This is a genomic window from Pseudomonas sp. MPFS, assembly GCF_022537035.1.
GTDB classification, from domain to species: domain Bacteria; phylum Pseudomonadota; class Gammaproteobacteria; order Pseudomonadales; family Pseudomonadaceae; genus Aquipseudomonas; species Aquipseudomonas sessilinigenes.
Map to the genome: position 1 here is coordinate 2,796,973 of NZ_CP066123.1, position 25,696 is coordinate 2,822,668.

Sequence of the window (25,696 nt, forward strand, 5' to 3'; positions counted from 1 at the left end):
TTAGGCTTGTATCACCGGGATCTTGGCGTTGGCGGCCGCTTCGCGGAACTCGGCGATCTGGTCGAAGCTCAGGTAGCGGTATACGTCCGCTGCCATGCTGTCGATCTTGCCGGCGTATTCCATGTACTCCTCGACGGTCGGCAGGCGACCCAGGATCGAAGCCACCGACGCCAGCTCGGCCGAAGCCAGGTAGACGTTGGCGCCATCGCCCAGACGGTTCGGGAAGTTACGGGTCGAAGTCGACACTACGGTCGAGTTCGGCTCTACACGTGCCTGGTTACCCATGCACAGCGAGCAGCCCGGCATTTCCATGCGCGCGCCAGCCTTGCCGTAGATGCCGTAGTAGCCTTCCTCGGTCAGCTGGTGGGCGTCCATCTTGGTTGGCGGCGACAGCCACAGGCGGGTTGGCAGTTGGCCCTTGACCTGATCCAGCAGCTTGCCGGCTGCACGGAAGTGGCCAATGTTGGTCATGCACGAACCGATGAACACTTCGTCGATCTTCTGGCCAGCGACGCTGGACAGCAGGCGAGCGTCGTCCGGGTCGTTCGGCGCGCAGAGCACAGGCTCCTTGACGTCGGCCAGGTCGATCTCGATGACTTCGGCGTACTCGGCGTCCTTGTCGGCACTCATCAGCTGCGGGTTGGCCAGCCAGGCTTCCATCGCTTGAGCACGACGTTCCATGGTGCGGGCATCGCCGTAGCCTTCGCCGATCATCCAGCGCAGCAGGGTGATGTTCGACTGCAGGTACTCGGCGATCGCCTTCTCTGGCAGCTTGATGGTGCAACCGGCAGCGGAACGCTCGGCGGAGGCGTCGGACAGTTCGAACGCTTGTTCGACGGTCAGCTCGTCCAGGCCTTCGATTTCCAGGATGCGGCCGGAGAAGGCGTTTTTCTTGCCTTTCTTCTCGACGGTCAGCAGGCCTTTCTGGATGGCGTAGTAAGGGATGGCATGAACCAGGTCACGCAGGGTGATGCCCGGTTGCAGTTTGCCCTTGAAGCGCACCAGGATCGATTCCGGCATGTCCAGCGGCATGACGCCGGTGGCAGCGGCGAACGCGACCAGGCCAGAACCGGCCGGGAACGAGATGCCCATCGGGAAGCGGGTGTGGGAGTCGCCACCGGTGCCGACGGTGTCAGGCAGCAGCATGCGGTTCAGCCAGCTGTGGATGATGCCGTCGCCCGGACGCAGGGAAACGCCGCCGCGGGTCATGATGAAGTCGGGCAGGGTGTGGTGGGTGGTCACGTCGATCGGCTTTGGATAAGCCGCGGTGTGGCAGAAGGACTGCATCACCAGATCAGCGGAGAAGCCCAGGCACGCCAGGTCCTTGAGTTCGTCACGGGTCATCGGGCCAGTGGTGTCCTGGGAGCCGACGGTGGTCATCTTCGGTTCGCAGTAGGTGCCAGGGCGCACGCCTTTGCCTTCCGGCAGGCCGCAGGCCTTGCCAACCATTTTCTGTGCCAGGGTGTAGCCCTTGCCGGTATCGACAGGAGCTTCTGGCAGCTTGAACAGGTTGGTTGGGCCCAGGCCCAGTTCGGTACGGGCTTTCTCGGTCAGGCCTCGGCCGACGATCAGCGGGATACGGCCGCCAGCACGAACTTCGTCCAACAGGACCGGAGTCTTCAGTTCGAAAGTGGTGATGACGTCGTCGGTGCCGTGCTTGCAGACTTTACCAGCGTGCGGGTAGACGTCGATCACGTCGCCCATGTTCAGGTTCGAAACGTCGAACTCGATAGGCAGTGCGCCAGCATCTTCCATGGTGTTGTAGAAGATCGGGGCGATCTTGCTGCCGAAGCAGAAGCCACCGGCGCGCTTGTTCGGCACGTACGGGATGTCGTCGCCGAAGAACCACAGCACCGAGTTGGTTGCCGATTTACGCGAAGAACCGGTACCGACCACGTCACCGACGTAGGCAACCGGGAAACCCTTGGCCTTGACTTCTTCGATCTGCTTGAGCGGGCCGATGGCGCCTTGTTGCTCAGGCACGATGCCGTCGCGGGCCATTTTCAGCATGGCCAGGGCGTGCAGCGGGATATCAGGGCGCGACCAGGCATCCGGGGCAGGGGACAGGTCGTCGGTGTTGGTTTCGCCTGGGACCTTGAACACGGTCAGGCTGTACTTGTCGGCGATGGCTGGCTTGTTGGTGAACCACTCGCCGGCAGCCCAGGACTCCAGCACGGCCTTGGCGTGGACATTGCCAGCCTTGGCTTTTTCAGCCACGTCGTGGAAGGCATCGAACATCAGCAGGGTGTGCTTGAGTTGTTCGGCGGCGACGGCGGCCAGTTCGGCGCTGTCCAGCAGCTCCACCAGGGTGGCGATGTTGTAGCCGCCTTGCATGGTGCCCAGCAGTTCGACGGCACGTTTCTTGTCGATCAGAGGGGAAGTGACTTCGCCTTTGGCGACGGCGGAGAGGAAACCGGCCTTGACGTAGGCAGCTTCGTCAACGCCTGGTGGAATGCGGTTGGTGATCAGGTCAACGAGGAAGGTTTCTTCGCCAGCCGGGGGATTCTTCAGCAGCTCGACCAGGCCTGCAGTTTGTTCGGCGTTTAGCGGCTGGGGAACGATACCCAGTGCTGCGCGCTCTTCGATATGTTTGCGGTAGGCTTCAAGCACAGTTATTACCCTCATCAGTGGTCCCAAATGGGTGTCCGGGACGCTCATCCCGAAATTGCCGTACTCATGCGCTGCGTGGCGTTGTGGGCCACTTAGCCAGAATTACCGACAATTCCTTACAGAAGCTGCTTTCAAAGTTTTACGCCTGCAGAACGGGAGCTGATGAGGGTTGGCGCTGGATTTTTCCCCGCTGGAAAAACCCCTCGCCAACACCGCTCTGAAGGAACGACTGTGCTCGTGACGCTTTGAAAACAGCTTCAAACGGACATTGGCGCCTAAAAAGGCTGGCTGATTCTACGGCAAAAAAAAACTAAACGTAAGTTGGCGGATTAAAGTTTGAGGGGTGATCAATGTTAGACAAAGGGCTAACATTGCGCCCTGTTTTGCTTTTGCGTGTGCTGTCTATCTATGCCCAATCAGACCATCAAGACTCCCTGCGTCGGCCTTTGCTCCACCGTTTATGGCGACCTGGTGTGCCGTGGCTGCAAGCGTTTCCATCATGAAGTGGTCAACTGGAATGGCTACAACGAGGATGAGAAGCGGGCGGTGTGGCTGCGCCTGGAGCAACTCCTGGTGCAGGTGATGGCGGCCAAGCTGGAGGTCTTCGACCCGGCGCGGCTGCGTGGGCAGCTCGAGCAACGCAAGATCCGTTTCGTTCCGCATCAATCCGAATACTGCTGGGCCTACCAGCTGATTGCCCGCGGCGCCCGGGTGATCAACCAGCTCGATGCCTATGGGATGGCGCTGTTGCCGGAGTTTCGCGATTGGGGCCTGCCGGAACTGCGCGATGCGATCGACCGGGAGTTCTTCCTCCTGTCGGAAGCCCATTACCAGCGCTACATCGCTCCGGGCTTCCTCAAGGACGCGCTGGGTTCCTGAGCCCCGGGCCTTGAGGGAGCGAACTCCCTCGCCCGGTCTTCAGGCCCTGGCAGCCAGCTCTTCCAGGTGATCCATGATGTCCGCCGGCTTGAGCACCAGCACGTCGCTGTCCAGGGAGTCGAGCACCACCTCGGCGGTATTGCCGATCAGTGCCCCTGACAGGCCGGTACGGGCCACGGTGCCGATGATGGTCAGTGCGGCCTCGAGCTTGTTGGCCATGTGCGGGATCAGTACGTCGGCCGGGCCTTCCTCGATATGCAGGTGGTTATCGTCGATGTCGAACTCGCTCTGGAATGCCTTGCACGCCTCGCGGTAGCGCTTCTCGATGGTCTCCTTGAGCTGGAATACCGGATCGGCCGCCGACAGCATCGGCGATGGATGGGCGCTGATCACGTGCAACTGGGCCTTGGCCAGGCTGGCGATATCGAAGCCATGGTCGACGATGCTCGAATGCAGGATGCGATGCTCGCCGTCCAGGTTGCCCACATCGATCGCCGCCATGACCACGCCACCGGACCAGGGGGTAGCACTCTTGACTAGCAATACCGGGGTTGGGCAGTAGCGCAGCAACTTCCAGTCGGCGGGTGTCAGCAAGGCCTTTTTCAACGGGCTGTCCGGCAGGTGCTGCTTGATCACCAGGCCACAGCCTTCGGCCTGCTGCACGTCGATGATGGTTTCATGCAGGCTCTCGTTCCAGGCCTGCTCGGTGGTGACGCTGTAGCCTTCGCCGGTCAGGCTGCTCTTGAGCACGCTGAGCAAGGCCGAATGCTCATGCTTCTTGTCGCAGACCAGCAAGTGCAGGTGCGCCTGGGTGACCCCGGCAATCAGCTTGGCGCGCTTGAGGGCCAGGCTTTCTCCAGGCGTGGGGTCGATGACCACCAGGATACTGCGGATGCTTTGCATGCTCGGGATCTCCAGGAAGGGATGAACGACTACTGTGAATAACTATAGTTGCTGGCACCTTCGAGGGATGTTGATGCATATCAAGCGCCGTCGCTGGTGGTCTGTGGCGTGGCCGGTATAATCGCGCCTTTGGCTGCAAAGCCCTCCTGTCCCGTGAGCCCCATGTTACCGATCACCCCTAGCGCCGCCCGTCACCTGCGGGCCGCAGCGGATTGCCTGGATACCCGCCGATGAACTTCCCGCCGATTGCCGAATTCCTCGGCTGCCAGACTCCCGATGCCTGGGTCCAGGCCGCCCTGGCCGATCAGGAAACCCTGCTGATCGACCACAAGAACTGCGAGTTCAAGGCCGCCAGCACGGCCTTGAGCCTGATTGCCAAGTACCACTCCCATATCGACCTGATCAACATGATGTCGCGCCTGGCGCGTGAAGAACTGGTGCACCACGAGCAGGTCCTGCGCCTGATGAAGAAGCGCAAGGTCGAACTGCGCCAGCTCTCCGCCGGTCGCTATGCCTCGGGCCTGCGCAAGGTGGTGCGCAACCACGAGCCGGTAAAGCTGGTGGACACCCTGGTGGTGGGGGCTTTCATCGAGGCGCGCAGTTGCGAGCGTTTCGAGGCCCTGGTGCCGCACCTGGACGAGGAGCTGGGCAAGTTCTACTTCGGCTTGCTCAAGAGCGAAGCCCGGCACTACCAGGGCTACCTGAAGCTGGCCTATCAATACGGTGACGCCAAGGACATCGCCCAGGTGATCGACAAGGTGCGAGTCGCCGAGCAGGAACTGATCCAGTCGCCGGACCAGGAGTTCCGTTTCCACAGCGGTGTGCCGGCCTGGTGAGCAATGGCCCCCGGTTTACTGGGGGCAAATTGTAAAAAACTCTTAAAAAGATGAAATCTTGCATGCAACCCTGCAGCTTTTGGATTTTGTGCTGCGCGTTAGCCTTTCTTTAATCCCCTGCCGCTTATACTGCGCGCACTTAAAAATCGTGCGTTCGCAGACTGGTATCTATGGAAAACCTGGGTCTTGGCAAAGTATTGCTGGTGGAAGATGACGAGAAGCTCGCCGGGCTGATCGCCAACTTCCTGTCCCAGCATGGCTTTGAAGTATTGACGGTCCATCGGGGCGATGTAGCCCTGTCGGCTTTTCTCGAATTCAAACCGAAACTGGTGGTACTCGACCTCATGTTGCCGGGCCAGAGCGGCCTGCATGTGTGTCGGGAAATCCGTGCGGTATCGGACACCCCGATCGTGATCCTCACCGCCAAGGAGGATGATCTCGATCACATCCTCGGCCTGGAGTCCGGCGCCGACGACTACGTGATCAAGCCGATCAAGCCGCCGGTGCTGCTGGCCCGCCTGCGGGCCTTGCAGCGACGCCAGGTGCCTGAGCCGGCTGCCCAGCGCGGGGCCCTGGAGTTCGGCGTACTGAACATCGATCGCAGCAGCCGCGAGGTTCGCCTGAGCGGCGAGCCGATCGATCTGACCACCATGGAGTTCGAGCTGCTGTGGCTGCTGGCCAGCGCCGCGGGCAAGACCCTGTCCCGGGACGACATCCTCAACCGCATGCGCGGCATCGAGTTCGACGGTCTCAATCGCAGCGTGGACGTCTACATCAGCAAGCTGCGCCACAAGCTCAAGGACAATCCTCGCGAGCCGGCCTGCATCAAGACCGTGTGGGGCAAGGGCTACCTGTTCAATCCGTTCGCCTGGGAGATCTGAATGCTGCGGCTGTTTCTGGGGCTCTACCTGTTCCTGGTCCTGGGTTTCGCCGGGTCGATGGCTGCAGTGCAACACATCTTCCTCAACTACCTGGCGGCCGACCTGATCGAGTCCTACAACCGCGAGGCGGTCCGGGGGCAGGCCTACAGCCTGGGTGAACAGCTAAGACCGCTGGACGAATCCGGACGCCAGCGCCAGCTGGAGGCGCTCAAGCCTCACTATGGGCTGTTGCTGGCGCTGGTGAAGGCCGATCAATTGAACCTGACGCCTCGCGAGCAGGCCCTGCTGGACTCCAGTCAATTGGTGGTGCGCGGCGATGAGTACGACGAGTTCATCTCCAGTATCGACGGCGGTCCGCAGCTATTGAGCATCAAGCTGCCGGAAGAGCAGCCAATGACCCTGCACTACAACATTGCAGGCTATGCCTTGCTGGGCGCGCTGCTGGGCATCGTCCTGTACTTCTGGGTACGGCCGCACTGGCGTGACCTGGAGCGCCTGCGCCTGGCCGCCGAGCGTTTCGGCAACAACGACCTGGGAACCCGCCTGCATCTGTCGCGCAGTTCCAACATCCGTGACCTGGCCCAGCACTTCAACCGCATGGCCGCACGCATCGAAGGCCTGATCGCCAACCAGCGCGAGCTGACCAATGCCGTGTCCCACGAGTTGCGCACGCCCATTGCCCGGTTGTCCTTCGAACTGGACCAGCTCAAGCAGAACCCGGACCCGCAGGAAAGCCAGGAGCTGATCTGCGACATGTATGCCGACCTGGGCGAGCTGGAGGAAATGGTGTCCGAACTCTTGAGCTACGCCAGCCTGGAGCACGGCGCGGCGACGATCAATCGCGAACAGATCCAGGCCCAGAGCTGGCTGGACAGCGTGATCGGCAGCGTTGCGCTGGAGGCCGAGGCGGCAGGCGTGCAGTTGCTGATTCGCTCCTGCCAGGTGGAGTACATCAGCATCGAGCCGCGCTTCATGGCCCGGGCCGTGATCAATCTGTTGCGCAATGCCATTCGCTACGCCGAGCGGCGTGTGGAGGTGTCCCTGGTGCGTCTGGAAAACGGCTACGAGGTGCGGGTCAACGATGACGGCCCGGGTGTGCCGGTAGAGGGGCGGGAAAAGATCTTCGAGCCATTCTCCAGGCTCGATGCCAGTCGTGATCGGCGTACCGGTGGTTTCGGCCTGGGCCTGGCCCTGGTGCGCAGGGTCTCGCAATGGCATGGCGGCAAGGTCGAAGTGATGGACTCGGAGTGGGGCGGTGCCTCGTTCCGCATGACCTGGGCCAGCACGGATTGACGCTGCGCCAGGGCCGAGCACAAAAATGACCAAGCCCCTCGCGGGGCCTGGTCTTTAATACCCTACGGCCCGTGATCACGGGCCGTATTTTTTGCGGCCTTAGAAGCTGTACTCGATCTGGGTAGAGAGGACCGTCTGCAGGCGCCGATCGACGAGCGGGCTGTCGGCGGCCTTCTTGCCCAGGTAGTCCATCGACAGCTGGGTGGACAGCTTGGTCTGCTCGTTGAGCGGCAGGCTCCAGGTCAGGTCCGCACCGCTGCTGACCAGGCCGCCCTTGGCGTTATAGGCACCGAAGCGGCTGTTGGCCGCCTGGGTGCTGCTGACGCCGTACCAGGTCTGCATGTAGTCGGCGTTGCCGAACAGGGTGTTGACGCTGGCATCCAGGCTGCCGTAGCTGCCTTCGTACAGGTTGGTGCCGATGCTCAGCTCCAGCTGGCTGTAGGCCCGGCCGGTATCGCGGTTGCTGTTTTTCTTCACGGCATGGGTCACGGTGGCGCCCAGCTCGAATGGGCCCAGGTCATAGCCCAGGTGAGCGCCGTACTGGGCGCGGGTCTTGATGTCACCCATGCCCTTCAGGCGCTTGGAGCCCTGGCCCATCCGGTTCTTGTCGTGGCGCGATTCGCTCGGGCCGACCCAGGTACTGAACGACAGGTCGCCCCATTTGTTGCCCCAGCCCAGGCCCTGCTCGGTGTTGAGGAAGATGCCGTAGGGGCTGACGACCTCGGCACCGAGGATCGGCATCACGGCGCGCTGGTCGCTACCGCTGTAGCGTGGAACGCTGGCCACCCCGGCATTGACGCCGAATTTCCAGTCCTCGGCATGGGCCACGGCAGAAGCCGTGGTCAGGCCCAGGGTGCCGAGCCACAGCGCGGTGGTGGTGCGTTTCAGGGTTTTCATATCGGTTTAGAACCTCAGGTGGTTGGAGTTATAGGTACGTTTGAACGAGTAGCCCAGGACATTGACCCCATTGATCTGGCGTCGCACGGTGTCGCCCAGGCCGGGTCCATGGCCGGCAATCACCGCATGGGCGTTGTCTACCGGGGCCAGGATGTAGTCAGTCAGGGTGCGTCCCTGCTGCAGGCTGCGAATCATCAGGAAACCGTCCTCCAGAGCGATGTCGACGCCGCTCATGGGGGTGTTGGCTTCGTCGTCGTTGAGCGCTGTGTAGGTGCCGACCGTGGCCAGCCAGTTATCGGGCAGGGGCACCGGGTCGATGCGCTCCCCCACGGCCAGCAACTGGCCATGGCTCTTGGCGGTGAACACCCGGTGTCCCTGGACGCTGACGACATCCAGTTGCACCCGACCCAGGTCGCCCAGGTCCTGGAGCCAGAAACCCAGGAGTTTCTTCTGTGCCCGTAGCCAGCCGTGTTCATCACGCAGCAGCTCGAAACGAATGCCGCCCACCTCGCCGAACAAGCGTTGGCCCTGGTCCCTGATGCGCAACACGCCGTAGGCGGTGGCGTAGAACCCGGCCAGTTGCTGGCGGTCCGCCGCCTCGGGTACCCGGCGCCGCGCCGCCAGTTGCCGGGCGGGCTGGTTGACCTGTGCACCTTGTTCGCCGGGCTCCCCATGGGCCTGCAACAGCATCCGCAGGATCTGCGGTACCAAGGGTTGGGCCAGGGCTTCGCCGGTGCCGGAGTTACTCATGACGATGACTGCCAGTTGCTGCTCCGGCAGCACACTGATCTGGGCATGGAAGTTGTTGCCGCTGCCGCTGTGTTGCCAGGTACGGATACCCGGGCGCACCCACTCGTCGCCACAGGGCGAGAGAAACCAGCCCAAGCCGACCTGACAGTCGAAATCCATGACGTTGCCGGTGTTCTGTACCCGCACCATTTCATTGACGGAGTCCGCCGACAGCAGCTGGCGATGCTGGTATCGACCCTGGGCGAAAAGCATCCGTACGAAACGGCTCAGGTCCCGTGGACTGGTCCACAAGCCACCGGCGGGAACGTCGCGCACTGGCGCATTGACACTGACCGCGCCGTCCTCATAGCCCCGGGTGCGATAGGGCAGGTGGCTACTGTCACCGAGGAAGCTCGACTGGCTCATGCCCAGGGGGCGCAGCAGCCTGGTCTGCAACTGCTGTTCGAAATCCACGCCGCTGCTACGTTCGATGGCCGCTCCCAGCAGGGCGTAACCGAGATTGGAGTAGGCCGTTCGCGTTCCGGGCTGGTTGTTCAGCCAGACCCCGCTGACCTTCTGCGGCAACTCACCGAGGATATGCGGTGTGCGCAGGTCCCGCAGGTATTCGGCGGGCATCCCGGCCTGGTGGCTGAGCAGGCGTCGCAGGGTCACTGCCTGGTCGGCGGCGTTCTGATCGTCATGAAAGCGCGAGCGAACGTAGAACTCCTTGAGTGTGGCCTGCAGGGGCGAGTCCAGTTGCAGGCGGCCTTGCTCCACCAGTTGCATCACCGCCGTGGCGGTCAGCAACTGCGATAGCGCTCCTGCGCGAAACGCCGTGTTTTCCGTGACCTGCAGGCCACGATTCTTGTCGGCAAGACCAAAGCCCCGGGCCCAGATCAGCTCCTGGCCGTCCACCAGGGCAATGGAGAGCCCGGGGACCTGATGCTCGGCCATCTCCCGTGGAATGTGCTGTTTCAAATAGCGAATGATGCTGGCGTAGTCACCGGGTGCAACGGACGGCGGCGATGGCGGCTGACCATTGCAACCCAGGCTACCCAGCAGAATGCCCAGCACTGGCAGGCCGAGAAGTTTGGGGGACATGTAGCAAGCACCCGAGCGCAAATTGGATGGGTGAATGCTAGGGAGGGGCTGGTGGCCAGTCTTTGGCAGCTTTGTCAGGAAACTGTCAAAGAGTGTTAAACCGCTTCTTAACTCGAAGCGTGGTTGGCGCTGGGAAGTCCGGGCAGCCATGAAATTTTCACAAGGGCCCAGTTAAGCTGCGGCCTTCTTTGGGGAGTAACCTGCCACCGCTTGTCGCGGTGGAGCCCGTATCAACACTCTCGGCAACCTGCCGTGGTACGGGCACCGTTTCGGTTGGTGAGACCATCGACAGGCTTGCGCTGAAGTCGGGCGCGTGGGCATGTCGTGGACTCAAGCCCGACCGGAAGACTCAAGATGAATCCTGCCTCGATCATTTTCCTGGCCTTCGCCATGTCCACCGATGCCTTCGCTGCCGCGGTCGGCAAAGGTTCGGCCATGTTCAAGCCCCGCCTGCTCGAAGCCCTGCGCATTGGCCTGATATTCGGTGTCATCGAGGCCATCACCCCCGTGGTGGGCTGGTTTATCGGCCAGGCAGCGGCCCAATGGGCTGCCGCCTGGGATCACTGGATCGCCTTCGGCCTGCTGGTGCTGCTGGGCCTGCACATGATCTACAACGGCCTGCGCCTGGAGGCTGAGGCCGAGCCGGACAAGCCACGCGAGCATGGCTTCTGGTTGTTGGCGGTCACCGGGTTCGCCACCAGCATCGATGCGCTGGCCGTGGGCGTCGGGCTGGCTTTCGTCAACGTCAATATCTGGATCGCCGCCAGCGCCATTGGCCTGGCCACCATGACCATGGTCACCCTGGGCGTCATGCTCGGCCGCGCCATCGGCACGGTCATGGGGCAGCGTGCCGAGGCATTGGGCGGCCTGGTACTGATCATCGTCGGTTGCGCCATTCTCTATGAACACTTGTCGGCCATGGCTTGACCCTTTAGTAGCTATAGGGTTTTTACTGGCGATCACCTCAATACGGAGTGATCGAGATGAGCTTTTTCAAACGTTTGCTGATGGGGCACCACGGTTCTGGGCATGGCGGTTCCCGCAGTGGCCATCATGGTTCCGGTTCGTCCCAGGTCGGGGCTGGCAATGCGTGTGGGCAATGCCGCGCGATGAATGCGCCGGGCGCACGCTTTTGCCAGCAATGCGCGGCATCGCTGGGTGCAGCAGGGTGTGGGCAATGTGGTGCGCCGATGCAGGCTGGCGCGCGGTTCTGCGGACAGTGTGGCCGCGCCTCGGGCTGAGGCGCGGCGCGGGGGCTACAGCTCCAGGCTGTGGATCACCTGGGTGGCGTCGTCAGGATCGATGGCGCTGCGCATGCCCAGGAGCTTGGCCAGCCGGCGCATGCCATAGTTGGTGGCCGAATCGACCGAGTACATCTGCTGGAAGCCATTGTGGCGGGCCTCGTCGACCAGGTGCTGCATCAGCAGGCCACCCAGGCCCTTGCCCTGCCATTGATCGGCGATGGTCACGGCGAACTCGCAGCGCCAGGGCTGGTCGTCCACCTGGGCATAGCGACTGATGCCGACTTCGCGCAACTCGCCGTTGTCGTGGACCAGCGCCACGTAGGCCACCCGCTGTGGCGTGCCGACGTCCATCAACTGATCGAGCAATTGGTCGCCCACTTCCTTGACCTCGCCCAGGAAGCGCTGGTGCCGGGTGACGGGGGAGAGGTTTTCGATGAAGGCCTTCTCCCGCTGGCGATCCTGGGGCCGCAACGGGCGAATCAATACATGGCTGCCGTCGCTCAAGGCGTCGATCCAGTACTGGCCTTGCTGCGCCGGGAACGGCGGATGAGGGAGCATATCGAGAGCGCTGCTGGGCATGGTCAAGTCTCCTGGGAGGCAAGGAACGGGCTGCAACCACAGCCCTGATTGCCCTCAGGTTCACCTGTGTGGCGATTGGAGTGCTTGACCGGCATCAATATTCGCAACGGTGCATGGCAAGGGCTGATCACCGGTCATGTTCCAGCCAGGACCGAGGCATTGGGCCCGTACCCAAGGTCCGGGCCGGGACCTCAGTTGCTGTAGCTGGCCAGGGCGACTTCGGCGTTCTGCGCCAGCGGCTTGCGGCCACGGGTGCGCCAGTGTTCGATCAGCGCCCGGCCGTGGGCCATCCCGGCCTGCAGGGCGGCGTCGGTGCTGAGGTAGTCGTTGCCATAGGGCGGGCAGGCAAAATGCAGGGAAAAACATGGGTGCTGGCCCTGGCCGGTGAGGCGCCCGACATAGCTGTAGCTGGCGCCGGACTGGTGCGGGTCGAGGCTTGGCGAGCTGGGCTCGCGGATGATCATCACGTAGATGTCATGCTCGAATTGGGTGTCTTGGTACCAACTGCTAGAAGAATCCATGGTCCACCTCCTTGTCCGTCGCTGCCGTTGGGCGGCGGGTTGTGCTGTACGGGTTACTGGCCAGTGCCGAGGGTGTCTGTGGCGTCCAACAGCCCAGGGGGATGGGCGAACAGTTCCATGGACTGGCGTTTTTCCAGGGCCCGTGCGGCCCGTAGTACCAGGTCGTCGCGGCCGAAGCGGGCGACGATCTGCAAACCGATGGGCAGGCCCGCTGCGCTCAGGCCGCAGGGCATGCTCAGCGCCGGCTGGCGGCTGTAGTTGAATGGGAACGTGGTCGGCTGCCACATGCTGCTGGCTTGCTGCGGCCAGTCGGGCGGGCTCTGCAGTTCCACGGCGAATGGCTCGACCACCGCGGTCGGGGTCAGCAGCAGGTCGTAGTCGCAGAGGAAGTCATGCAACTGCTGCGCAACCTGATGCCGTTCCTGCACGGCATTGGCGTAGTCCAGGGCATTGAGCTGGCGGGCCCGCAATTGGGTCTGCTGGAGAAAGTCGCTCATCAGGTGCTGTTGCTCCCCGGGTATCTCCAGGTCCACCGCGCTGGCCGCCTCCACGGGCCAGGAACGCACGAAGCCGGGCGCCGGATTGCCGATGTCCGGCGAGGCCAGCACCAGCGTCGCGCCAGCCTCTTCCAGGCACCGCGCCGCGGCCAGGCAGGCGGCGGCGATCTGCGGGTCGACATAGGCGGCATAACCCAGGTCGGTGCTGAAGGCGATGCGCAAACCCTGGACGCCATCCTCGATCCGTTCCAGGAAGCCCAGGGGGGCATGGGGCCAGGCAAAGGGCTCGCTGGGCTCATAGGCGCTCATGTGCTCCAGCAGCAAGGCGATATCGCGCACATGGCGGGCAACCGGGCCTTCGGCCGACAAACCGCCTGGATCGATGGCCGGGCTGGTCGAAACCAGGCCGTGGCTGGGCTTGAGGCCGATCACCCCGCAGAAGCTCGCCGGGGTGCGGATCGAGCCGGCCGCGTCGTTGGCCGTGGCGGCCGGGGCATAACCGGCCGCCACCCCAGCGGTACTGCCACCGCTGCTGCCCGCGGCATGCAGGGCGAGGTTCCACGGATTGCGGGTGACTCCGGTCAGGGGGCTGTCGGTCAGGGGCGTACAAGCCAGTTCCGGCAAGGTGGTCTTGGCGATGAAGATCGCCCCGGCTTCGCGCAGGCGCGCCACCAGGGCGCAGTCGCGCTCCAGGGGCGGGCGATTGGCCAGCGCCCTGGAACCGTTGCGGGTCTGCCAACCCTGGATGTCATGGTTGTCCTTGACCAGCACCGCGATGCCGTCCAGGCGGCCCATGGGTTGCCCGGCGGCCCAGCGCTCGGCACTGGCCTGGGCGGCCAGCAACGCCGCCGCATCCTGGCGCGCGCACAGTGCGTTGAGCCGTGGCTCATGCTGCTCGATGCGGGCCAGCAGGTCGCGCAACAGGTCCACCGGGGTGAACTGCAAGGTGGCGAAACCGTGCAGCAAGGCCTCGATCGACAGCTGGTGCAGGGGCGGGTGGCTAGGCGTGACTGACGACATGGACAACTCTTCTTTCAAGGGCGCCGGCTGCGCTGGGCACGTCGGCGGCGAAAGCTTGCGGGCCGGTTGTGCACCAGCGCGCAAGGTGTTCGGGGTAAAGGGTTCAGCGTCCGCTGGTGACCTTGATCCAGGTCCGGGTCCGGGTGCGTTCGGCCTTGGCCGGCAGCGGCGCCAGGGGGAACAGGCGGGTCATGGTCTGGGCGTTGGGAAACAGGTCAGGGTTGTCCAGCAGCGATTGCTGGATGAACGCCTTGGAATCCGTGACGCCGTTGGGGTAGCCGACGAAATTGCTGATGGAGGCGATGACTTGCGGTTCCATCAGGTAGTTGAGAAATGCGTGGGCCGTGTCCACATGCTTGGCGCCGGTAGGGATGGCCACGGTATCGATCCAGGCCAGGGTGCCTTCCTTGGGAATGCGCATCTCGATGTGCACGCCGTTCTTGGCTTCGTTGGCACGGTTGGCCGCCTGCAGGAAACCGCCGGAGTAGCCGACCGCCACGCAGATATTGCCGTTGGCGATATCACCCATCCACTTGGCGCTGTGGAAGTAGCGCACATAGGGGCGCAGCTTGAGCAACAGGGCCTCGGCCTTGCGATAGTCCTCGGGGTTCTGGCTGTTGGAGTCCAGGCCCAGGTAGTGCAGGGCCAGGGGCAGCATCTCGGCGGGCGAGTCGAGGAAGGTCACGCCGCATTGGCTGAGCTTCTTCAGGTTCTCTTCCTTGAACACCAGGTCCCAGCTGTTGACCGGCAGCGTCGCTGCCCAGCAGTTCCTGGACCTTGTCGCGGTTGTAGCCGATCAGGTTGGTGCCCCACATGTAGGGGATCACGTAGCGGTTGCCGGGGTCGTTCTGCTCCAGCAACTTCATGACGGCCGGGTCGAGGTTCTTCCAGTTCGGCAGCTGGCTGCGGTCCAGGGGCTGGAAGGCACCGGCGTTGATTTGCTTGCTGACGAAACCGCTGGAGGGCACCACCACGTCGTAGCCACTGTTGCCGGTGAACAGCTTGGCTTCCAGCACTTCATTGCTTTCGAAGATGTCGTACTTGACCTTGATCCCGCTGCTGGCCTGGAAATCCTTGATGGTGTTGGGGGCGATGTATTCCGACCAGTTGAAGATGTTCACCGTCCGTTCAGGGGCGGCCATCGCGCTGGAAGAGCAGGTCAGGACCAGGCTCAGGGCCAGGCTGGTGAGGGCGGTATGCAGCGATTTCATGCGACGACTCCATGTCTTGAAGAAAGCGAAACGTTCCGGACGTCATTTTTCGCCGGAAGCGTTGCTCAGAGAATGTTGGTAACGGTCAATAGGGGATATTTGACGTCATTCTTGCGAACGGTCCGAAAGTGGACCGAGCTGACCGGCCAGTTGCCGGAACCGTCCTGGAGCGACACCGCTCCAGCGCAGGAAGGCATGGCGGAAACTCGCGGTCTCCTTGAACCCCAGGGCTTCGGCGATGCGATACACCGGCAGGCTGTGCTGTTCCAGCAACTGGCGGGCCCGGGTATAGCGCAGCTCGTCCAGCAATTGCTGGTAGCTGGTGTCCTGCGCCCGCAGGCGCCGGCGCAGGGTGCTGGGGGAGCAGTGCACCTGGCGCGCCAGGCTGTCGAAGTCCGGCACGGCGTGCAGCTGTTCGTTGAGGATGCGCCGCACCTGGTCGATCCAGGTCGGGCGGGCGCTGAGCTCCTCGTTCAGGCGGATGCAGCGTTGCAGCATGTCGTTCTGGGTCACCAGGTCCGCCAGGGGCAGGCGCCGGTCCAGCCACTCCGGGTCGAAACCGATGGCGTTGCGCCCGGCATTGAACTGCACCGGGCAATTGAAGGCTTGCTCGTAGCTGTCCAGGTAGGGCTGCGGCCCGTGCTTGAGGTGCACCTCGCGCAGTGGCAGCGAACAGCCCAGCAAGTCCTGGCAGGTGACCCGGTAGGACGACATGCAGAAATCGGTGTTGAACACTTCCAGCTCGCTCTCGCTGTACTGGTCGGCGGTGAGCCAGGCCAGGCCATCGCGCAGTTCCAGGTCGAGGTGGAAGAAGGTGCCCAGCAACAGCGGGTAGCGCAGCGCCAGGGACCAGCCCTCGCGCAGGGTGGCGCTGGTCAGCAGGGTCAGGCCGAACATGCCGTAGGCGCTGATGTGCAGGTTGCGTCCAAGCACCAGTCCCAGGTCCTGGCGAAAGGCCACGGCATTGCTGAATACGCGCATTTCCTGGCTGATATTGATCAGGCTGTTGGGCAGTTCCAGGTCCGCCAGCTGGATGCCGCTACCTTCGAGCAACACCTGGGTCGGGACGTCGCTGTCGCGAAAGGCGTCCAGTACTGCTTGGGTGGTGTGCAGGGTGGTCAGGCGAAGGGCAGCCATCGGCAATCTCGAAGCAGGAATCGGAAAGGCGTGACTTTAGGGGTTACGCGCCGGCGGTTCAATCGACGGTGCGACGTTCCACGACAGATACCGGCAAGTTCTCCTCCGGATCGCTGCCAGAGCCTGGCAGGTGCCTGCCGGTTCAGCGATTCACGGAGTGGCGCCAGGCCTTATAGAGCCTGGGCAGGCAGCGGGCGCAAGGCCGGTAGCCGGCGGCGAGCGCCGTGGCCTCGTCGAGGAAGAACACCCGGTGGCGCACGTAGCCGCCACGGGCGATGGCGGCCAGGGCGCAGGGGCAGTCCAGGCGGCCATAGATGCGGCTGCGCCGATGACCGCCCAGGGTCCCGGGGCAGGGGCTGGACCAGGGCTGGCCGTGGCGGTCCAGCAGGGTCCAGTGCCGCACTGCCGGGTCGCTCATGGCGCTGGCACCCGCCACAGGTACCAGGCGGCGGTGGTGCGCCAGGGGCTCCAGGCCTGGCCCAGTTCACGCATCTGGCGCGGGCTGGGCTGGTGTTCCAGGCCCTTGAGGCGCCGGTAACCCTCGCGCACGCCGAAGTCGTCCACCGGCAGCACATCTGCGCGCTCCAGGCTGTAGATCAACAGCATCTCCACGGTCCAGCGCCCGATCCCGGGCAGTTGCGTCAGCCGTTCGATCAGGTGTTGGTCGTCCAGCTCCCGTGCGGCGTCCGCCGACGGCACCAGGCCGTCCAGGGTGGCCTGGGCGATGCCGTGCAGGGTGGCCGCCTTGCGCGCGGAAAAACCGCAGCCGCGCAGCTGTTCAGTGCTGCTTGCGCAGAGCTGCCTGGGGCTGGGGAAGTCCTGGCCGGGAAACAGCGCCCGCAGCCGGGCGAGGATCGCGTCGCCGGCCTTGGCATGCAATTGCTGGTAGGCCACCGCGCGCACCAGCGCCTGGTAGGGCTCGCGTTCCGGCCGGGGCTGGTGCAGGCAGGGGCCGATGGCGGCGATATGCCGGGCCCAGTCGGCATCCAGGGCGGCGAGGAAGGTGCTGGCGAAATCGGGGCTGGCGGGCATCTGTGATCCGGGGCAAGGGTCGGGATGCCTGGCAGGTTAGCCGCTGGCGGCGGTCCTGGCACCCGGTCCCTTGCGCTGGAATTCGTGGTTCAAGGCTGGTCCGGGGGCAGGTACAGGCGCTCCAGCACATAGTGCAGGGACGCGGCCAGGGTCTGGCCATGGCCGAGCGTCTCGAAGGTATGGAAGTCCAGGGCCAGGCCGGGAACCGGCGCCAGTTGCTCGCGTAACTGCCGGGCCCGCAGGTCGGCCCCCGGGGCTGGGTACGAAGCCGGGGCCTGGCGTGGGTCTCCCGGCTCGGCATCACCGCGCATCAGCAGCAGCTGTGCCCGATGCCCCTGCATGCGCTCAGCCAGCCCCCGGGCCTGGTCGAGGATCAGCCCATCGCCCCACCACAATGAGGGGCTGGCGGCGGCGTAGTGACGAAACTCCCCGGGACGCTGGAACAATGCCTGCAGCACCAGCAGGCCACCATAGGAGTGCCCCCACAAGGTCTGCTGCGCAGGGTCGATCGCTACCCGGGCGGCCACCGCTGGGCGCAGGCGCTCGCGCAACAGTTGCAGGAACGCTTCGCCGCCACCGCTGGGTTGGCCGGTCAAGGGGTCCTGCTGCTCCTGGCGGCCGGGTTGGTACGGGGTGTAGTCGTAGGTCCTGGCCGTGCGCTCGATGCGTAGCGGGGTCTGGTAACCCACTGCCACCAGCAGTGGGGGTGGGTCCAGTTGCTTGAGCTGCTGCGCATCGAGGGCGCCGATGGCGGCGTTGCCATCGAGCATCCACAGCACCGGGTAGCCGTGCTCGGGGGCGGCCTTGAGCGGTTGGCCGATCCATAGCTGGTAGTGGCGCTGGCCGTCGGCGGAATCCAGTTGCAGGCTGCTGAAGCGATAGGGCAGGTCCTGGCGTTGCAGCAGGCTGCTGTCCATCCGCTGCTCGGGAGCCGGTTGGGCCGTCGCCAGGCCACTGGCGGCGGCCAGCGCCCAGCCCAGGGCCAGGCGCAAGGTCGTGGTTCTCATCAGGCTTTCTCGTTAGGGGCTTAGAACGACGCGCTCAGGCTGGTGTACAGGGTGCGGCCCGGTTCGTTGTAGTTGGCGGCGCCGGCCCCGGCGATGTCCACCACGCCCTGGGCATTGCCTTCGCGGTACAGGCGCTTGTCGAACAGGTTGTCGACCCCGGCGGTCAGGCTCAGGTTGCGGGTCAGGGCGTAGGTGCCGCTGATGCCGGCAATGGCGTAGGGGGCCAGTTGCTGGGTGGCGCTGCCGGTGACCCGGTCGCCGTGGTAGTCGAATTTCTTCGGCGTCTGCTTGCCGTACCAGGCCACGTTCATCTGCAGCGACAGGTCCTGGGTGGCTTGCCAATCGAGCATCGAGTTGAGGGTGAAGCGCGGGGTCACCGAGAGGTAGTCGCCGGTCTCCTTGTTCTTCGATTGCAGCATGTAGGTGAAGTTGTTGTTCCAGGTCAGCTGACTGGCCAGGGGCACGGTCAGGGTGCCTTCCAGGCCTTCGACCACGGCCTTGGGCACGTTTTCCCACTCATACACCGCGGCGTTCTTGTACAGCGCCGAACTGCCACCGCTGGCCCGGCCGGTGGGCGCCAGGCCCGACTCGACCTTGTTCTTGTAGTCGTTGCGGAAGTAGGTCAGGCCGGCCACCCAGCCGTCGGCCTTGTATTCCAGGCCCAGTTCCTTGTTGACGCTGGTTTGTGCCCCCAGCTTGTCGTTGCCCCGCAGGTAGCAGCTGGTGGTCTGGCCGTAGCAGCCCTGGCCACGGCTGTAGAGCAGGTAGTCGGGGTTGAGCTGGTACAGGTTCGGCGCCTTGTAGGCCCGGGCGATACCGGCCTTGAGGGTCAGGCTGTCGCTTAAGGCATGGGACAGGTTCAGCGACGGGCTCCAGTTGTCGCCGACGATGCTGTGGTGATCGAAGCGCAAGCCGGGGGTGAGCATGGTGCCGGGCGCCAGCTCGATGTTGTCCTCGGCGAACAGCGAGAAGATCTGCGCGCTGATCTGGCTGCTGCGGTTGTTCGAGGTCAGGCCGGGAATGGCGCCGGCCTCCTTGGTGTCCTGGGTGTTGGAGCTGGGGTCGTCGAGCTTTTGCTGCGACCACTCGCTGCCCAGGGTCAGGGTCTGCTCGAAGCCTGCGTGCAGCGGCAGGTTGAGTTCGCCATGGGCGCTCAGGTCGCGCAGCACCGAGGTGTAGAAGTTGGCGTCGCTGAAGATGCCTTCGGTGCCGCCGGCCAGGCCTTCGTTGATCCGGCTGTTGCGGGTCTTCTCGTATTGCAGGTAGGCCATGGAGCTGCCGAAGTCCCACTCGCCGCGGTGGGTCAGCGAGTACGTCTGGCGGTAGGTGCGGTTGGTCTCGTGGCCCAGGAGGCTCTTCACGTTCTTGTTGCTGTTGGTGTTCTGGGTGTCGCCGGTATAGATGTTGCCCTGGCGGCTGAAACCGGCTTCGAAGTCCAGGCTCTGGTCCGGGGTCAGCTGCCAGCTCAAGAGGCCGTTGAGGTCCTTGTTGCGCACGCCTTCGCGGCCGGCGGGCAGGGTGCCGGCCTGCTTGCCGGTGCGCAGCGACTCATGGCCGGCGTTGATGTCGGCGTCGTCGGAGTCGGTGCGGGCGACGTTGCCGTAGACCCGGTAGCTGAGTGTGTCGGTCAGGGGGCCGTTGAGGCCGAAGCTCATGCGCTGGGTCGCGCCTTCGTCCTTGTGGGCGGGGAACGAGCTGTAGAGCGTGGCATTGCCGTGGGTCTGGCTGCCGGCCTGCTTGGTGATGATGTTGATCACCCCACCGGCGGCGCCGTTGCCGTAGCGGGCGGCGGCCGGGCCACGGATCACCTCGATGCGCTCCACCTGGTCGGCCGGCACCCAGTTAGTGTCGCCCCGGGTATCGCGCTCGCCGCGCCAGCCATAGCGCACCGAGTTGCGGCTGCCCACCGGCTTGCCGTCCACCAGGATCAGGGTGTTCTCCGGGCCCATGCCACGGATGTCGATCTGCCGGTTGTTGCCGCGCTGGCCGCTGGTGGAGTTACCGGTGAGGTTGACCCCGGGCATGGTGCGGATGATCTGCGACAGGTCGTTGGCCGGCGGGCGCTTCTGGATGTCCTCGGCGGTGATCACCGAGACCCCCGGGGCCTGCTTGGTTTCTTCCTTGGCGGTGGCGACGATGCTCTGGGGCTGGAGTTCCAGGACCGGCTGCGGCACCTCGGCATTGGCCGCCTGGACGGCATGGCTGAGCAGGCAGCAGCTGGACAGCAGGAAGGGCGCGAAAGGACGCATCGAGCGCATGGACATCGGTGATCTCCGGGACGGAAGCTGGAACAGGAAGATCACGAATGATAATGAATGCTATTTGCGAGTAAAGCGCATTAACTTTCTAAACACTTCGGCGGTAACGGGGTGGCAGCGCCTGACTTCAGGCGGCCGGCAACAGCAAGTGCATGCACAATCCCGGATGGCCGTTGCTGGCCCAGATCCGCCCCTGGTGAAGCTCCACGGCGCGCTGGGCGATGGCCAGGCCCAGGCCGAAACCCTCGCCCTGGGCCGAGCCCAGGCGCTGGTAGGGTTGGAAGATCCGCTGCAGGTCCTGTTCGGCGACCCCCGGGCCCTCATCCTCCAGGCACAGGTGCCAGTGACTGCCCTCGCGCCAGCCGCGCAGGCTGACCCGGCCGCCCTCGGGGGAGTAACGGATGGCGTTGCGCAACAGGTTCTCCAGGGCCTGGGCAATGCTGTCCAGGTGCACCTGGACCCGGCAATCGGCGTCCAGCAGGCAGGGCAGGCGTTCCAGGTTCCAGCCGCTCTCGAAACAGGCGTCTTCGCGCAGGGCCTCCCAGATCGACAACACCTGTACCGGCTCGGTGGACAGTTGCGGGCGTTCGGTGTCGAGCCAGGCCAGGTCCAGGGTGTCCTCCAGCAGGCGCTGCATGTCGAGGATCTCGCGGTCCAGGCGCTGGCGCAGTTGCTCCGGCGGTAGCCGGCTGTCATGGGCGATGCGCAGGCGGGCCAGGGGCGTGCGCAGCTCATGGGACAAGGTCCGCAGCAGCAGGCGTTGCTGGGCCAGGCTCTGTCGCAGGCGCTCGGCCATGTGTTCGAAGGCCAGGGCCAGTTCGCCGAGTTCGTCGCTGCGCCGGGCCAGGGGCATACCCGGGCCCGGGCTCTCCAGGTCGTCGGCACGCAGGGCATCGGCGCGGTCGCGCAGGCGGTTCAACGGCAGCACCAGATGACGGTAGAGCAACAAGCCGAGCAGGGCGGCCAGCAAGGTCGGCACCACCCCGTGGCTGAGCACATGGGTCCAGGGCGTGAGGCCGCTGGGCAGCAGGCGTTCGGGCAGTTGCAGCACCAGCCGGCCCTGTTCGGGATGCTCCGGGAACTGGATGCTGACATAGGGCAACTCGTCCTGCAGGCGCCGGCTCATGGGCCAGTCCAGCTTGCGCATGAAGGTCAGGTGGCTGGCCTCCTCGGCGCTCAAGGGCGTACTGCCGAGGCTTTGCAGGCGCTCGCCGATCACCGCGACCCAGGTGTGTTCCCGGGCCGCCAGCTGGCGCTGGAAGGCATCGACCCCGGCCGCGCCGTCCTGTCGCCAGGCGCTTTCGGCCTGTTGTGCATAGCTGGCCAGGTACTGGCGGTCGGCCGGGTCAAGAAAGTAAGTGCTGCGTTCGGCCGACAGGCCCCAGGTCCAGATGATCCAGGTCAGCAGCAGGCAGAAGCCGATCTGCAACAGCGCCAGCTTCCACAACAGGGGGTGGCGGCGCATCAGCAGCGGTCCGCTTGTACCAGGATGTAGCCGGCACCGCGCACGGCCTGGATCTGCAAGTGCTGTACGCCAATTTCGGCCAGCTTGCGCCGCAGGTTGCAGACGTGCACGTCCAGGCCGCGATCCAGGCGGGTGTAGATGCGGTGCAGCACCTGCTGGTAGAGGAAGGGTTTGCTCAGGGTCTGCCCGGGATGCTCGCGCAGGGTCACCAGCAGGCGGTATTCGGAGCCGGTGAGGCCGGCGGCGCGGCCTTGGCTGAGCACGTCCTGGGCCTGGTCGTCGAAGGCGAGCAAAGGGTCCTGGCGTTGGCTGGGGGGCGGCTGGACCCGGGCCATGCGCCGCAGCAGCGCATCGACCCGGGCATCCAGCTCGGCCAGGCTGAAGGGCTTGGGCAGGTAGTCGTCGGCGCCCCGGGTGAACCCGGTGATGCGGTCCTGCTCGGCGCCCAGGGCCGACATCAGCATCACCGGGATGCCTTGTTCGTGGCGCAGGGTATCGAGCAGGGCCAGGCCATCGAGGCCGGGCAGCATGATGTCCAGCAGTACCAGGTCGAAGTGCCCGGCGCGCAGCGTCGCCAGTCCTTCGCGGCCATCGATGCAGGCGCTGACGGCGAAGCCGCGCTGGCGGAAATGCCGGTCCAGGTCCTGGCGCAGCCGGGCGTCGTCTTCCACGAGAAGCAGGTTGGGGGTCATGGGGTGGGGTACTTTGCGCAAGCGGCTGGAGAAAAGGCTTAAATGAGAACGTTTAACATCCGCGAATATTGCAGCAATGCCCCTGGCGATGCAATTGCCATGATGGCCAGGGCTGATCGAGGTCGGGTAAACAAAAAGTTGAATATTCAACATTGCGTTGATATTTTTCGCCGAAGATTTTTGCCGGAGTGTCCATGAACCAGCCTTCTTCCGCCGTCCTGGCCGAGCGCCAACTGGTCCTGCAGGTGCTGCGCAGTACCTTGCAGATGCTGGCTGGTGTGGTGGGGCCCCATGTGGAGATCGTCCTGCATGATCTTGACCAGCCCGAGCGCTCGATCATCGCTATCGCCAACGGCCATGTCACCGGGCGCCGGGTCGGTGGCCCGGTGCTGGGCGGACCGCGCCAGGACCTGGGCTTCGCCGCGGTGCTGCGGGCCTTGCACGACCGCTCCGGCAGCACTCCGCTGGTGCTGGAGAACTACCCGACCTTGGCGCCCGATGGCCGCGAGCTGCGCAGCTCCACCGTGGTCTTTCGCGACAGCGGCGGGCAACCGTTCGCCAGCCTGTGCAGCAACAGCGACCTGAGCGGGATCGCCGCGGCCCATGCCTGCCTGGGGCAGATGCTGGGCCTGGGCAGTGCGCCGGAGCCACGGGGCGATGAGCCCCAGGACATGGAGCAACTGCTGGCCCAGATCATCCAGGCGGCCTGTCCGGAGCCCGGGGCGCGGTTGACCAAGCAGCACAAGCTCGAAGCCGTGCGCCAGATGCAGGAGCGCGGCCTGTTCATCGTCAAGGGCGGGATCGAGAAGGCCGCTGCGGCCCTCGGCGTGACTCGCTACACCATCTACAACTACCTGGACCAGATCCGCGCCCAAGGCGCTGAGGAATGACCGCGATGCAGATCGATATCTTTCAAGTGGATGCCTTTACCTCCAGTGTCTTCGGCGGCAACCCGGCGGCGATCTGCCCGCTGCAGGCCTGGCTGCCGGACGTGGTGCTGCAACGCATCGCCGAGGAGAACAACCTGTCCGAAACCGCCTACTTCGTGCCCAAGGACGAGGGATTCGAGCTGCGCTGGTTCACTCCGACGGTAGAGGTCGACCTGTGCGGCCATGCCACCCTGGCAGCGGCCTGGGTGCTGTTCGAGCAATTGGGCGAACAGCGCGATGTGCTGCGCTTTTTCACCCGCAGTGGCGAGTTGCGGGTCAGCCGCGAGGGTGGCTTGCTGTCCATGGACTTCCCGGCCAAGCAGCCCGAAGCGGTGGAGATCCCCGCAGCCTTGTTGCAAGCCCTGGGCTTGAATCGGGCCGAGGCGCTGTATCGCACCGACGACTACCTGCTGGTGGTGGACGACGAGCGCCTGCTGGATGAACTCAAGCCGGACTTCGTGGCCCTGGCCCAGTTCGGCGTGCGAGGCATCGCGGTGACCGCGCCGTCCCGGGAATTCGATTTCGTTTCCCGCTGGTTCGGTCCCAGCGTCGGGGTCAACGAAGACCCGGTCACCGGTTCCGCCCACACCTCGCTGGCCCCCTATTGGGCCGAGCGCCTGGGCAAGAGTCAGCTGCGGGCGCAGCAGGGTGGGGCGCGCAAGGGCCAATTGCATTGCCAGGTGCTGGACAACGGACGGGTGATCATCAGCGGCCATGGCGCGCTGTACCTGCGTGGCAGCATTTTCCTCTGAGGCGGTTCCCGGGAGCCTGGGCTCCCGGGAGTATTTGTGTCGGAAGCTGGCGAGGTTTAGAGTCGCGATTTTTTCGCCTGACCCGGAAGCTTCTGACAATGGATTTGATTCGCGCCATCTCCCGCCATTCACCCAAGCCCCTGGCACTCGTGTTGAGCCTGTGGGCTGGTAGCTCGCTGGCGGCCAGCCTGAGCGACAGCCTGATGCAATGCCAGCCGGCGTTCTTCAAGGACCTGTACCAGCAGCGCGCCGAGCTCGGCCGGGTAGTGGCCCTCAAGCACGACGACCAGCAAGGCATCGCCTGGATTCCGGTACCCGACCGGCATGACAATGCGACCTCCACCGCCACCTTCTCCCGCCCGCTGCAAGACAAGGGCCTGAAGCTGACCGGCTACTACGACAGCGTGTTCGACCTGGGCAGCGAGGGCATCTACTACTTCTGGGGCCTGGAGATCGATGCCAGCCGGGAAGCGGTGATGGCCGCCATGCCCCAGGCCGGCTGGCAGGAGGCTGGCGAGTATTTCATCTCCCGGCCGCAGATCAAGCCCAGCGCCCAGGCGCCCTGGCAGGACAACCCGGCAGCGGTTTCCGAGATCGCCCCGGCCCCGGGCTCTGCGGAGAAGATCCTCATGCTCAGCGTGGAGGGCGGCAAGACCCGCATGCTCTGCTCGTTGCAAGGCAGCGTCGATGCCACGTTGTTGCGCCAGGAGCGGCCAGACATGGCCCAGGGAGCAGCGCAATGAGGCGCCTGTGGTGGCTGGGTGGCTTGCTCCTGCTGGCGGGCTGCGCCCATGACCAGGCCCGCGATGCTGGTGCGGCGCGCCCTGAGGCCATGTTCAAAGTGCTGGACACTCCGGAGTCAGCGACTTACTTCGCGGCCAACTCCCTGGCCCTGTACCAGAACAACCCGCATCTGCGGCAGTTCTACCTGATCAACAACTACAGCAAACCCACCGCCCCGGGCGATTCCAAACCCCTGATCCACAGCTCGCGGGTGGTGCGGATCATCAACTGCGAGCGCGATGAATCTGCGCAACTGGGCCGGGTGTATTTCTCCGAGCCCTTCGCCCAGGGCGTGGAGGTCATGCGCAAGGAGGCCCACGCGCAATGGGCGGCGTTTCCCCGGCAGTCGGTGATCGGCGAGCTGCGCAACATGGCCTGTGGCATCGATGCGGCACGCTTGGGCGCGCCGCCGTTCAAGGGCCCCCAGGGCGATTGAGGGC

At 64.5% G+C, this 25,696-nt stretch carries 24 protein-coding genes, 1 pseudogene and 1 riboswitch; of the genes and pseudogenes, 10 read left to right on the top strand and 15 right to left on the bottom strand.

Annotation, left to right across the window (positions count from 1 at the left end; all coding sequences use genetic code 11):
• Complete coding sequence (acnB, locus tag I9018_RS13205) at positions 1 to 2,610, bottom strand: bifunctional aconitate hydratase 2/2-methylisocitrate dehydratase (protein WP_068583956.1); 2,610 nt, start codon at positions 2,608 to 2,610, stop codon at positions 1 to 3.
• Positions 2,611 to 3,018: 408 nt separating this feature from the next.
• On the opposite strand from acnB, the gene I9018_RS13210 reads away from it, so the two are divergent.
• Entirely contained in the window at positions 3,019 to 3,489 is a 471-nt protein-coding gene (locus I9018_RS13210; RefSeq protein ID WP_068583959.1) for a DUF1289 domain-containing protein, read from the top strand.
• Positions 3,490 to 3,528: 39 nt separating this feature from the next.
• On the opposite strand, the gene I9018_RS13215 is transcribed toward I9018_RS13210, so the two are convergent.
• Entirely contained in the window at positions 3,529 to 4,392 is an 864-nt protein-coding gene (locus I9018_RS13215) for a universal stress protein (protein WP_241109715.1), read from the bottom strand.
• A 230-nt stretch (positions 4,393 to 4,622) separates the two neighbouring features.
• Between I9018_RS13215 and miaE the strand changes: the two genes are divergently transcribed.
• The 3 genes from miaE to I9018_RS13230 all read left to right on the top strand — a co-directional run bounded on the left by miaE (position 4,623) and on the right by I9018_RS13230 (position 7,402).
• Positions 4,623 to 5,228 (top strand): tRNA isopentenyl-2-thiomethyl-A-37 hydroxylase MiaE, encoded by a 606-nt coding sequence (miaE, locus tag I9018_RS13220; RefSeq protein ID WP_068583968.1) that lies wholly within the window; start codon positions 4,623 to 4,625, stop codon positions 5,226 to 5,228.
• Positions 5,229 to 5,398: 170 nt separating this feature from the next.
• Positions 5,399 to 6,109, top strand: a complete 711-nt coding sequence (locus tag I9018_RS13225; RefSeq protein WP_068583971.1) for a winged helix-turn-helix domain-containing protein — start codon at positions 5,399 to 5,401, stop codon at positions 6,107 to 6,109.
• Positions 6,110 to 7,402 (top strand): ATP-binding protein, encoded by a 1,293-nt coding sequence (locus I9018_RS13230; protein WP_241109716.1) that lies wholly within the window; start codon positions 6,110 to 6,112, stop codon positions 7,400 to 7,402.
• 99 nt (positions 7,403 to 7,501) lie between these two features.
• Here the strand turns inward: I9018_RS13230 and I9018_RS13235 are convergent, their stop codons facing one another.
• Both I9018_RS13235 and I9018_RS13240 read right to left on the bottom strand, forming a co-directional pair.
• A complete protein-coding gene (locus tag I9018_RS13235) occupies positions 7,502 to 8,299 on the bottom strand; it encodes a MipA/OmpV family protein (protein ID WP_241109717.1) in 798 nt (265 codons plus the stop codon).
• 6 nt (positions 8,300 to 8,305) lie between these two features.
• On the bottom strand, positions 8,306 to 10,129 hold the full coding sequence (locus tag I9018_RS13240) for a serine hydrolase domain-containing protein (protein ID WP_241109718.1): 1,824 nt from the start codon (positions 10,127 to 10,129) through the stop codon (positions 8,306 to 8,308).
• 178 nt (positions 10,130 to 10,307) lie between these two features.
• Positions 10,308 to 10,478: riboswitch (yybP-ykoY riboswitch) on the top strand.
• A 5-nt stretch (positions 10,479 to 10,483) separates the two neighbouring features.
• On the opposite strand from I9018_RS13240, the gene I9018_RS13245 reads away from it, so the two are divergent.
• Together I9018_RS13245 and I9018_RS32730 are read left to right on the top strand one after the other, a co-directional pair.
• Entirely contained in the window at positions 10,484 to 11,056 is a 573-nt protein-coding gene (locus tag I9018_RS13245) for a manganese efflux pump MntP family protein (protein ID WP_068583983.1), read from the top strand.
• An 80-nt stretch (positions 11,057 to 11,136) separates the two neighbouring features.
• Positions 11,137 to 11,370 carry a zinc ribbon domain-containing protein gene (locus tag I9018_RS32730; RefSeq protein WP_277398113.1) on the top strand — a complete coding sequence of 78 codons (234 nt, stop codon included), beginning with the start codon at positions 11,137 to 11,139 and terminating at the stop codon, positions 11,368 to 11,370.
• 15 nt (positions 11,371 to 11,385) lie between these two features.
• Here I9018_RS32730 and I9018_RS13255 read toward each other — a convergent pair whose 3' ends face one another.
• From I9018_RS13255 to I9018_RS13305, 11 genes and pseudogenes are all read right to left on the bottom strand, one after another.
• Positions 11,386 to 11,952 carry a GNAT family N-acetyltransferase gene (locus I9018_RS13255; RefSeq protein WP_241109719.1) on the bottom strand — a complete coding sequence of 189 codons (567 nt, stop codon included), beginning with the start codon at positions 11,950 to 11,952 and terminating at the stop codon, positions 11,386 to 11,388.
• Between the two features lie 191 nt (positions 11,953 to 12,143).
• Complete coding sequence (locus tag I9018_RS13260; protein ID WP_068583988.1) at positions 12,144 to 12,473, bottom strand: hypothetical protein; 330 nt, start codon at positions 12,471 to 12,473, stop codon at positions 12,144 to 12,146.
• Positions 12,474 to 12,526: 53 nt separating this feature from the next.
• Positions 12,527 to 13,990, bottom strand: coding sequence for an amidase family protein (locus tag I9018_RS13265; RefSeq protein ID WP_241109720.1), 1,464 nt, complete (start codon positions 13,988 to 13,990; stop codon positions 12,527 to 12,529).
• Between the two features lie 103 nt (positions 13,991 to 14,093).
• Positions 14,094 to 15,201, bottom strand: a pseudogene (locus I9018_RS13270) (polyamine ABC transporter substrate-binding protein).
• A gap of 105 nt (positions 15,202 to 15,306) precedes the next feature.
• Positions 15,307 to 16,338, bottom strand: a complete 1,032-nt coding sequence (locus tag I9018_RS13275; RefSeq protein ID WP_241109721.1) for an AraC family transcriptional regulator — start codon at positions 16,336 to 16,338, stop codon at positions 15,307 to 15,309.
• A 142-nt stretch (positions 16,339 to 16,480) separates the two neighbouring features.
• A complete protein-coding gene (locus I9018_RS13280; RefSeq protein ID WP_068584000.1) occupies positions 16,481 to 16,756 on the bottom strand; it encodes an Ada metal-binding domain-containing protein in 276 nt (91 codons plus the stop codon).
• Positions 16,753 to 17,370, bottom strand: a complete 618-nt coding sequence (locus I9018_RS13285; protein ID WP_241109722.1) for a DNA-3-methyladenine glycosylase — start codon at positions 17,368 to 17,370, stop codon at positions 16,753 to 16,755. Before I9018_RS13285 ends, I9018_RS13280 begins: the two co-directional genes overlap by 4 nt.
• 89 nt (positions 17,371 to 17,459) lie before the next feature.
• On the bottom strand, positions 17,460 to 18,377 hold the full coding sequence (locus tag I9018_RS13290; protein ID WP_241109723.1) for an alpha/beta hydrolase: 918 nt from the start codon (positions 18,375 to 18,377) through the stop codon (positions 17,460 to 17,462).
• Between the two features lie 20 nt (positions 18,378 to 18,397).
• Complete coding sequence (locus tag I9018_RS13295; RefSeq protein ID WP_241109724.1) at positions 18,398 to 20,641, bottom strand: TonB-dependent siderophore receptor; 2,244 nt, start codon at positions 20,639 to 20,641, stop codon at positions 18,398 to 18,400.
• A gap of 121 nt (positions 20,642 to 20,762) precedes the next feature.
• Positions 20,763 to 22,100: a sensor histidine kinase gene (locus I9018_RS13300; RefSeq protein ID WP_124346621.1), complete on the bottom strand. Its 1,338-nt coding sequence runs from the start codon at positions 22,098 to 22,100 to the stop codon at positions 20,763 to 20,765.
• Positions 22,100 to 22,792: a response regulator transcription factor gene (locus I9018_RS13305; RefSeq protein ID WP_053130591.1), complete on the bottom strand. Its 693-nt coding sequence runs from the start codon at positions 22,790 to 22,792 to the stop codon at positions 22,100 to 22,102. Before I9018_RS13305 ends, I9018_RS13300 begins: the two co-directional genes overlap by 1 nt.
• A 194-nt stretch (positions 22,793 to 22,986) precedes the next feature.
• Between I9018_RS13305 and I9018_RS13310 the strand changes: the two genes are divergently transcribed.
• From I9018_RS13310 to I9018_RS13325, 4 genes are all read left to right on the top strand, one after another.
• Entirely contained in the window at positions 22,987 to 23,682 is a 696-nt protein-coding gene (locus I9018_RS13310; RefSeq protein WP_124346623.1) for a PAS domain-containing protein, read from the top strand.
• A gap of 5 nt (positions 23,683 to 23,687) precedes the next feature.
• Positions 23,688 to 24,473 (top strand): PhzF family phenazine biosynthesis protein, encoded by a 786-nt coding sequence (locus I9018_RS13315; protein ID WP_241110142.1) that lies wholly within the window; start codon positions 23,688 to 23,690, stop codon positions 24,471 to 24,473.
• Between the two features lie 98 nt (positions 24,474 to 24,571).
• Positions 24,572 to 25,216 (top strand): hypothetical protein, encoded by a 645-nt coding sequence (locus I9018_RS13320; protein WP_068583819.1) that lies wholly within the window; start codon positions 24,572 to 24,574, stop codon positions 25,214 to 25,216.
• Positions 25,213 to 25,692, top strand: a complete 480-nt coding sequence (locus I9018_RS13325) for a surface-adhesin E family protein (RefSeq protein ID WP_241109725.1) — start codon at positions 25,213 to 25,215, stop codon at positions 25,690 to 25,692. Before I9018_RS13320 ends, I9018_RS13325 begins: the two co-directional genes overlap by 4 nt.
• The last annotated feature ends 4 nt before the right edge of the window (positions 25,693 to 25,696 follow it).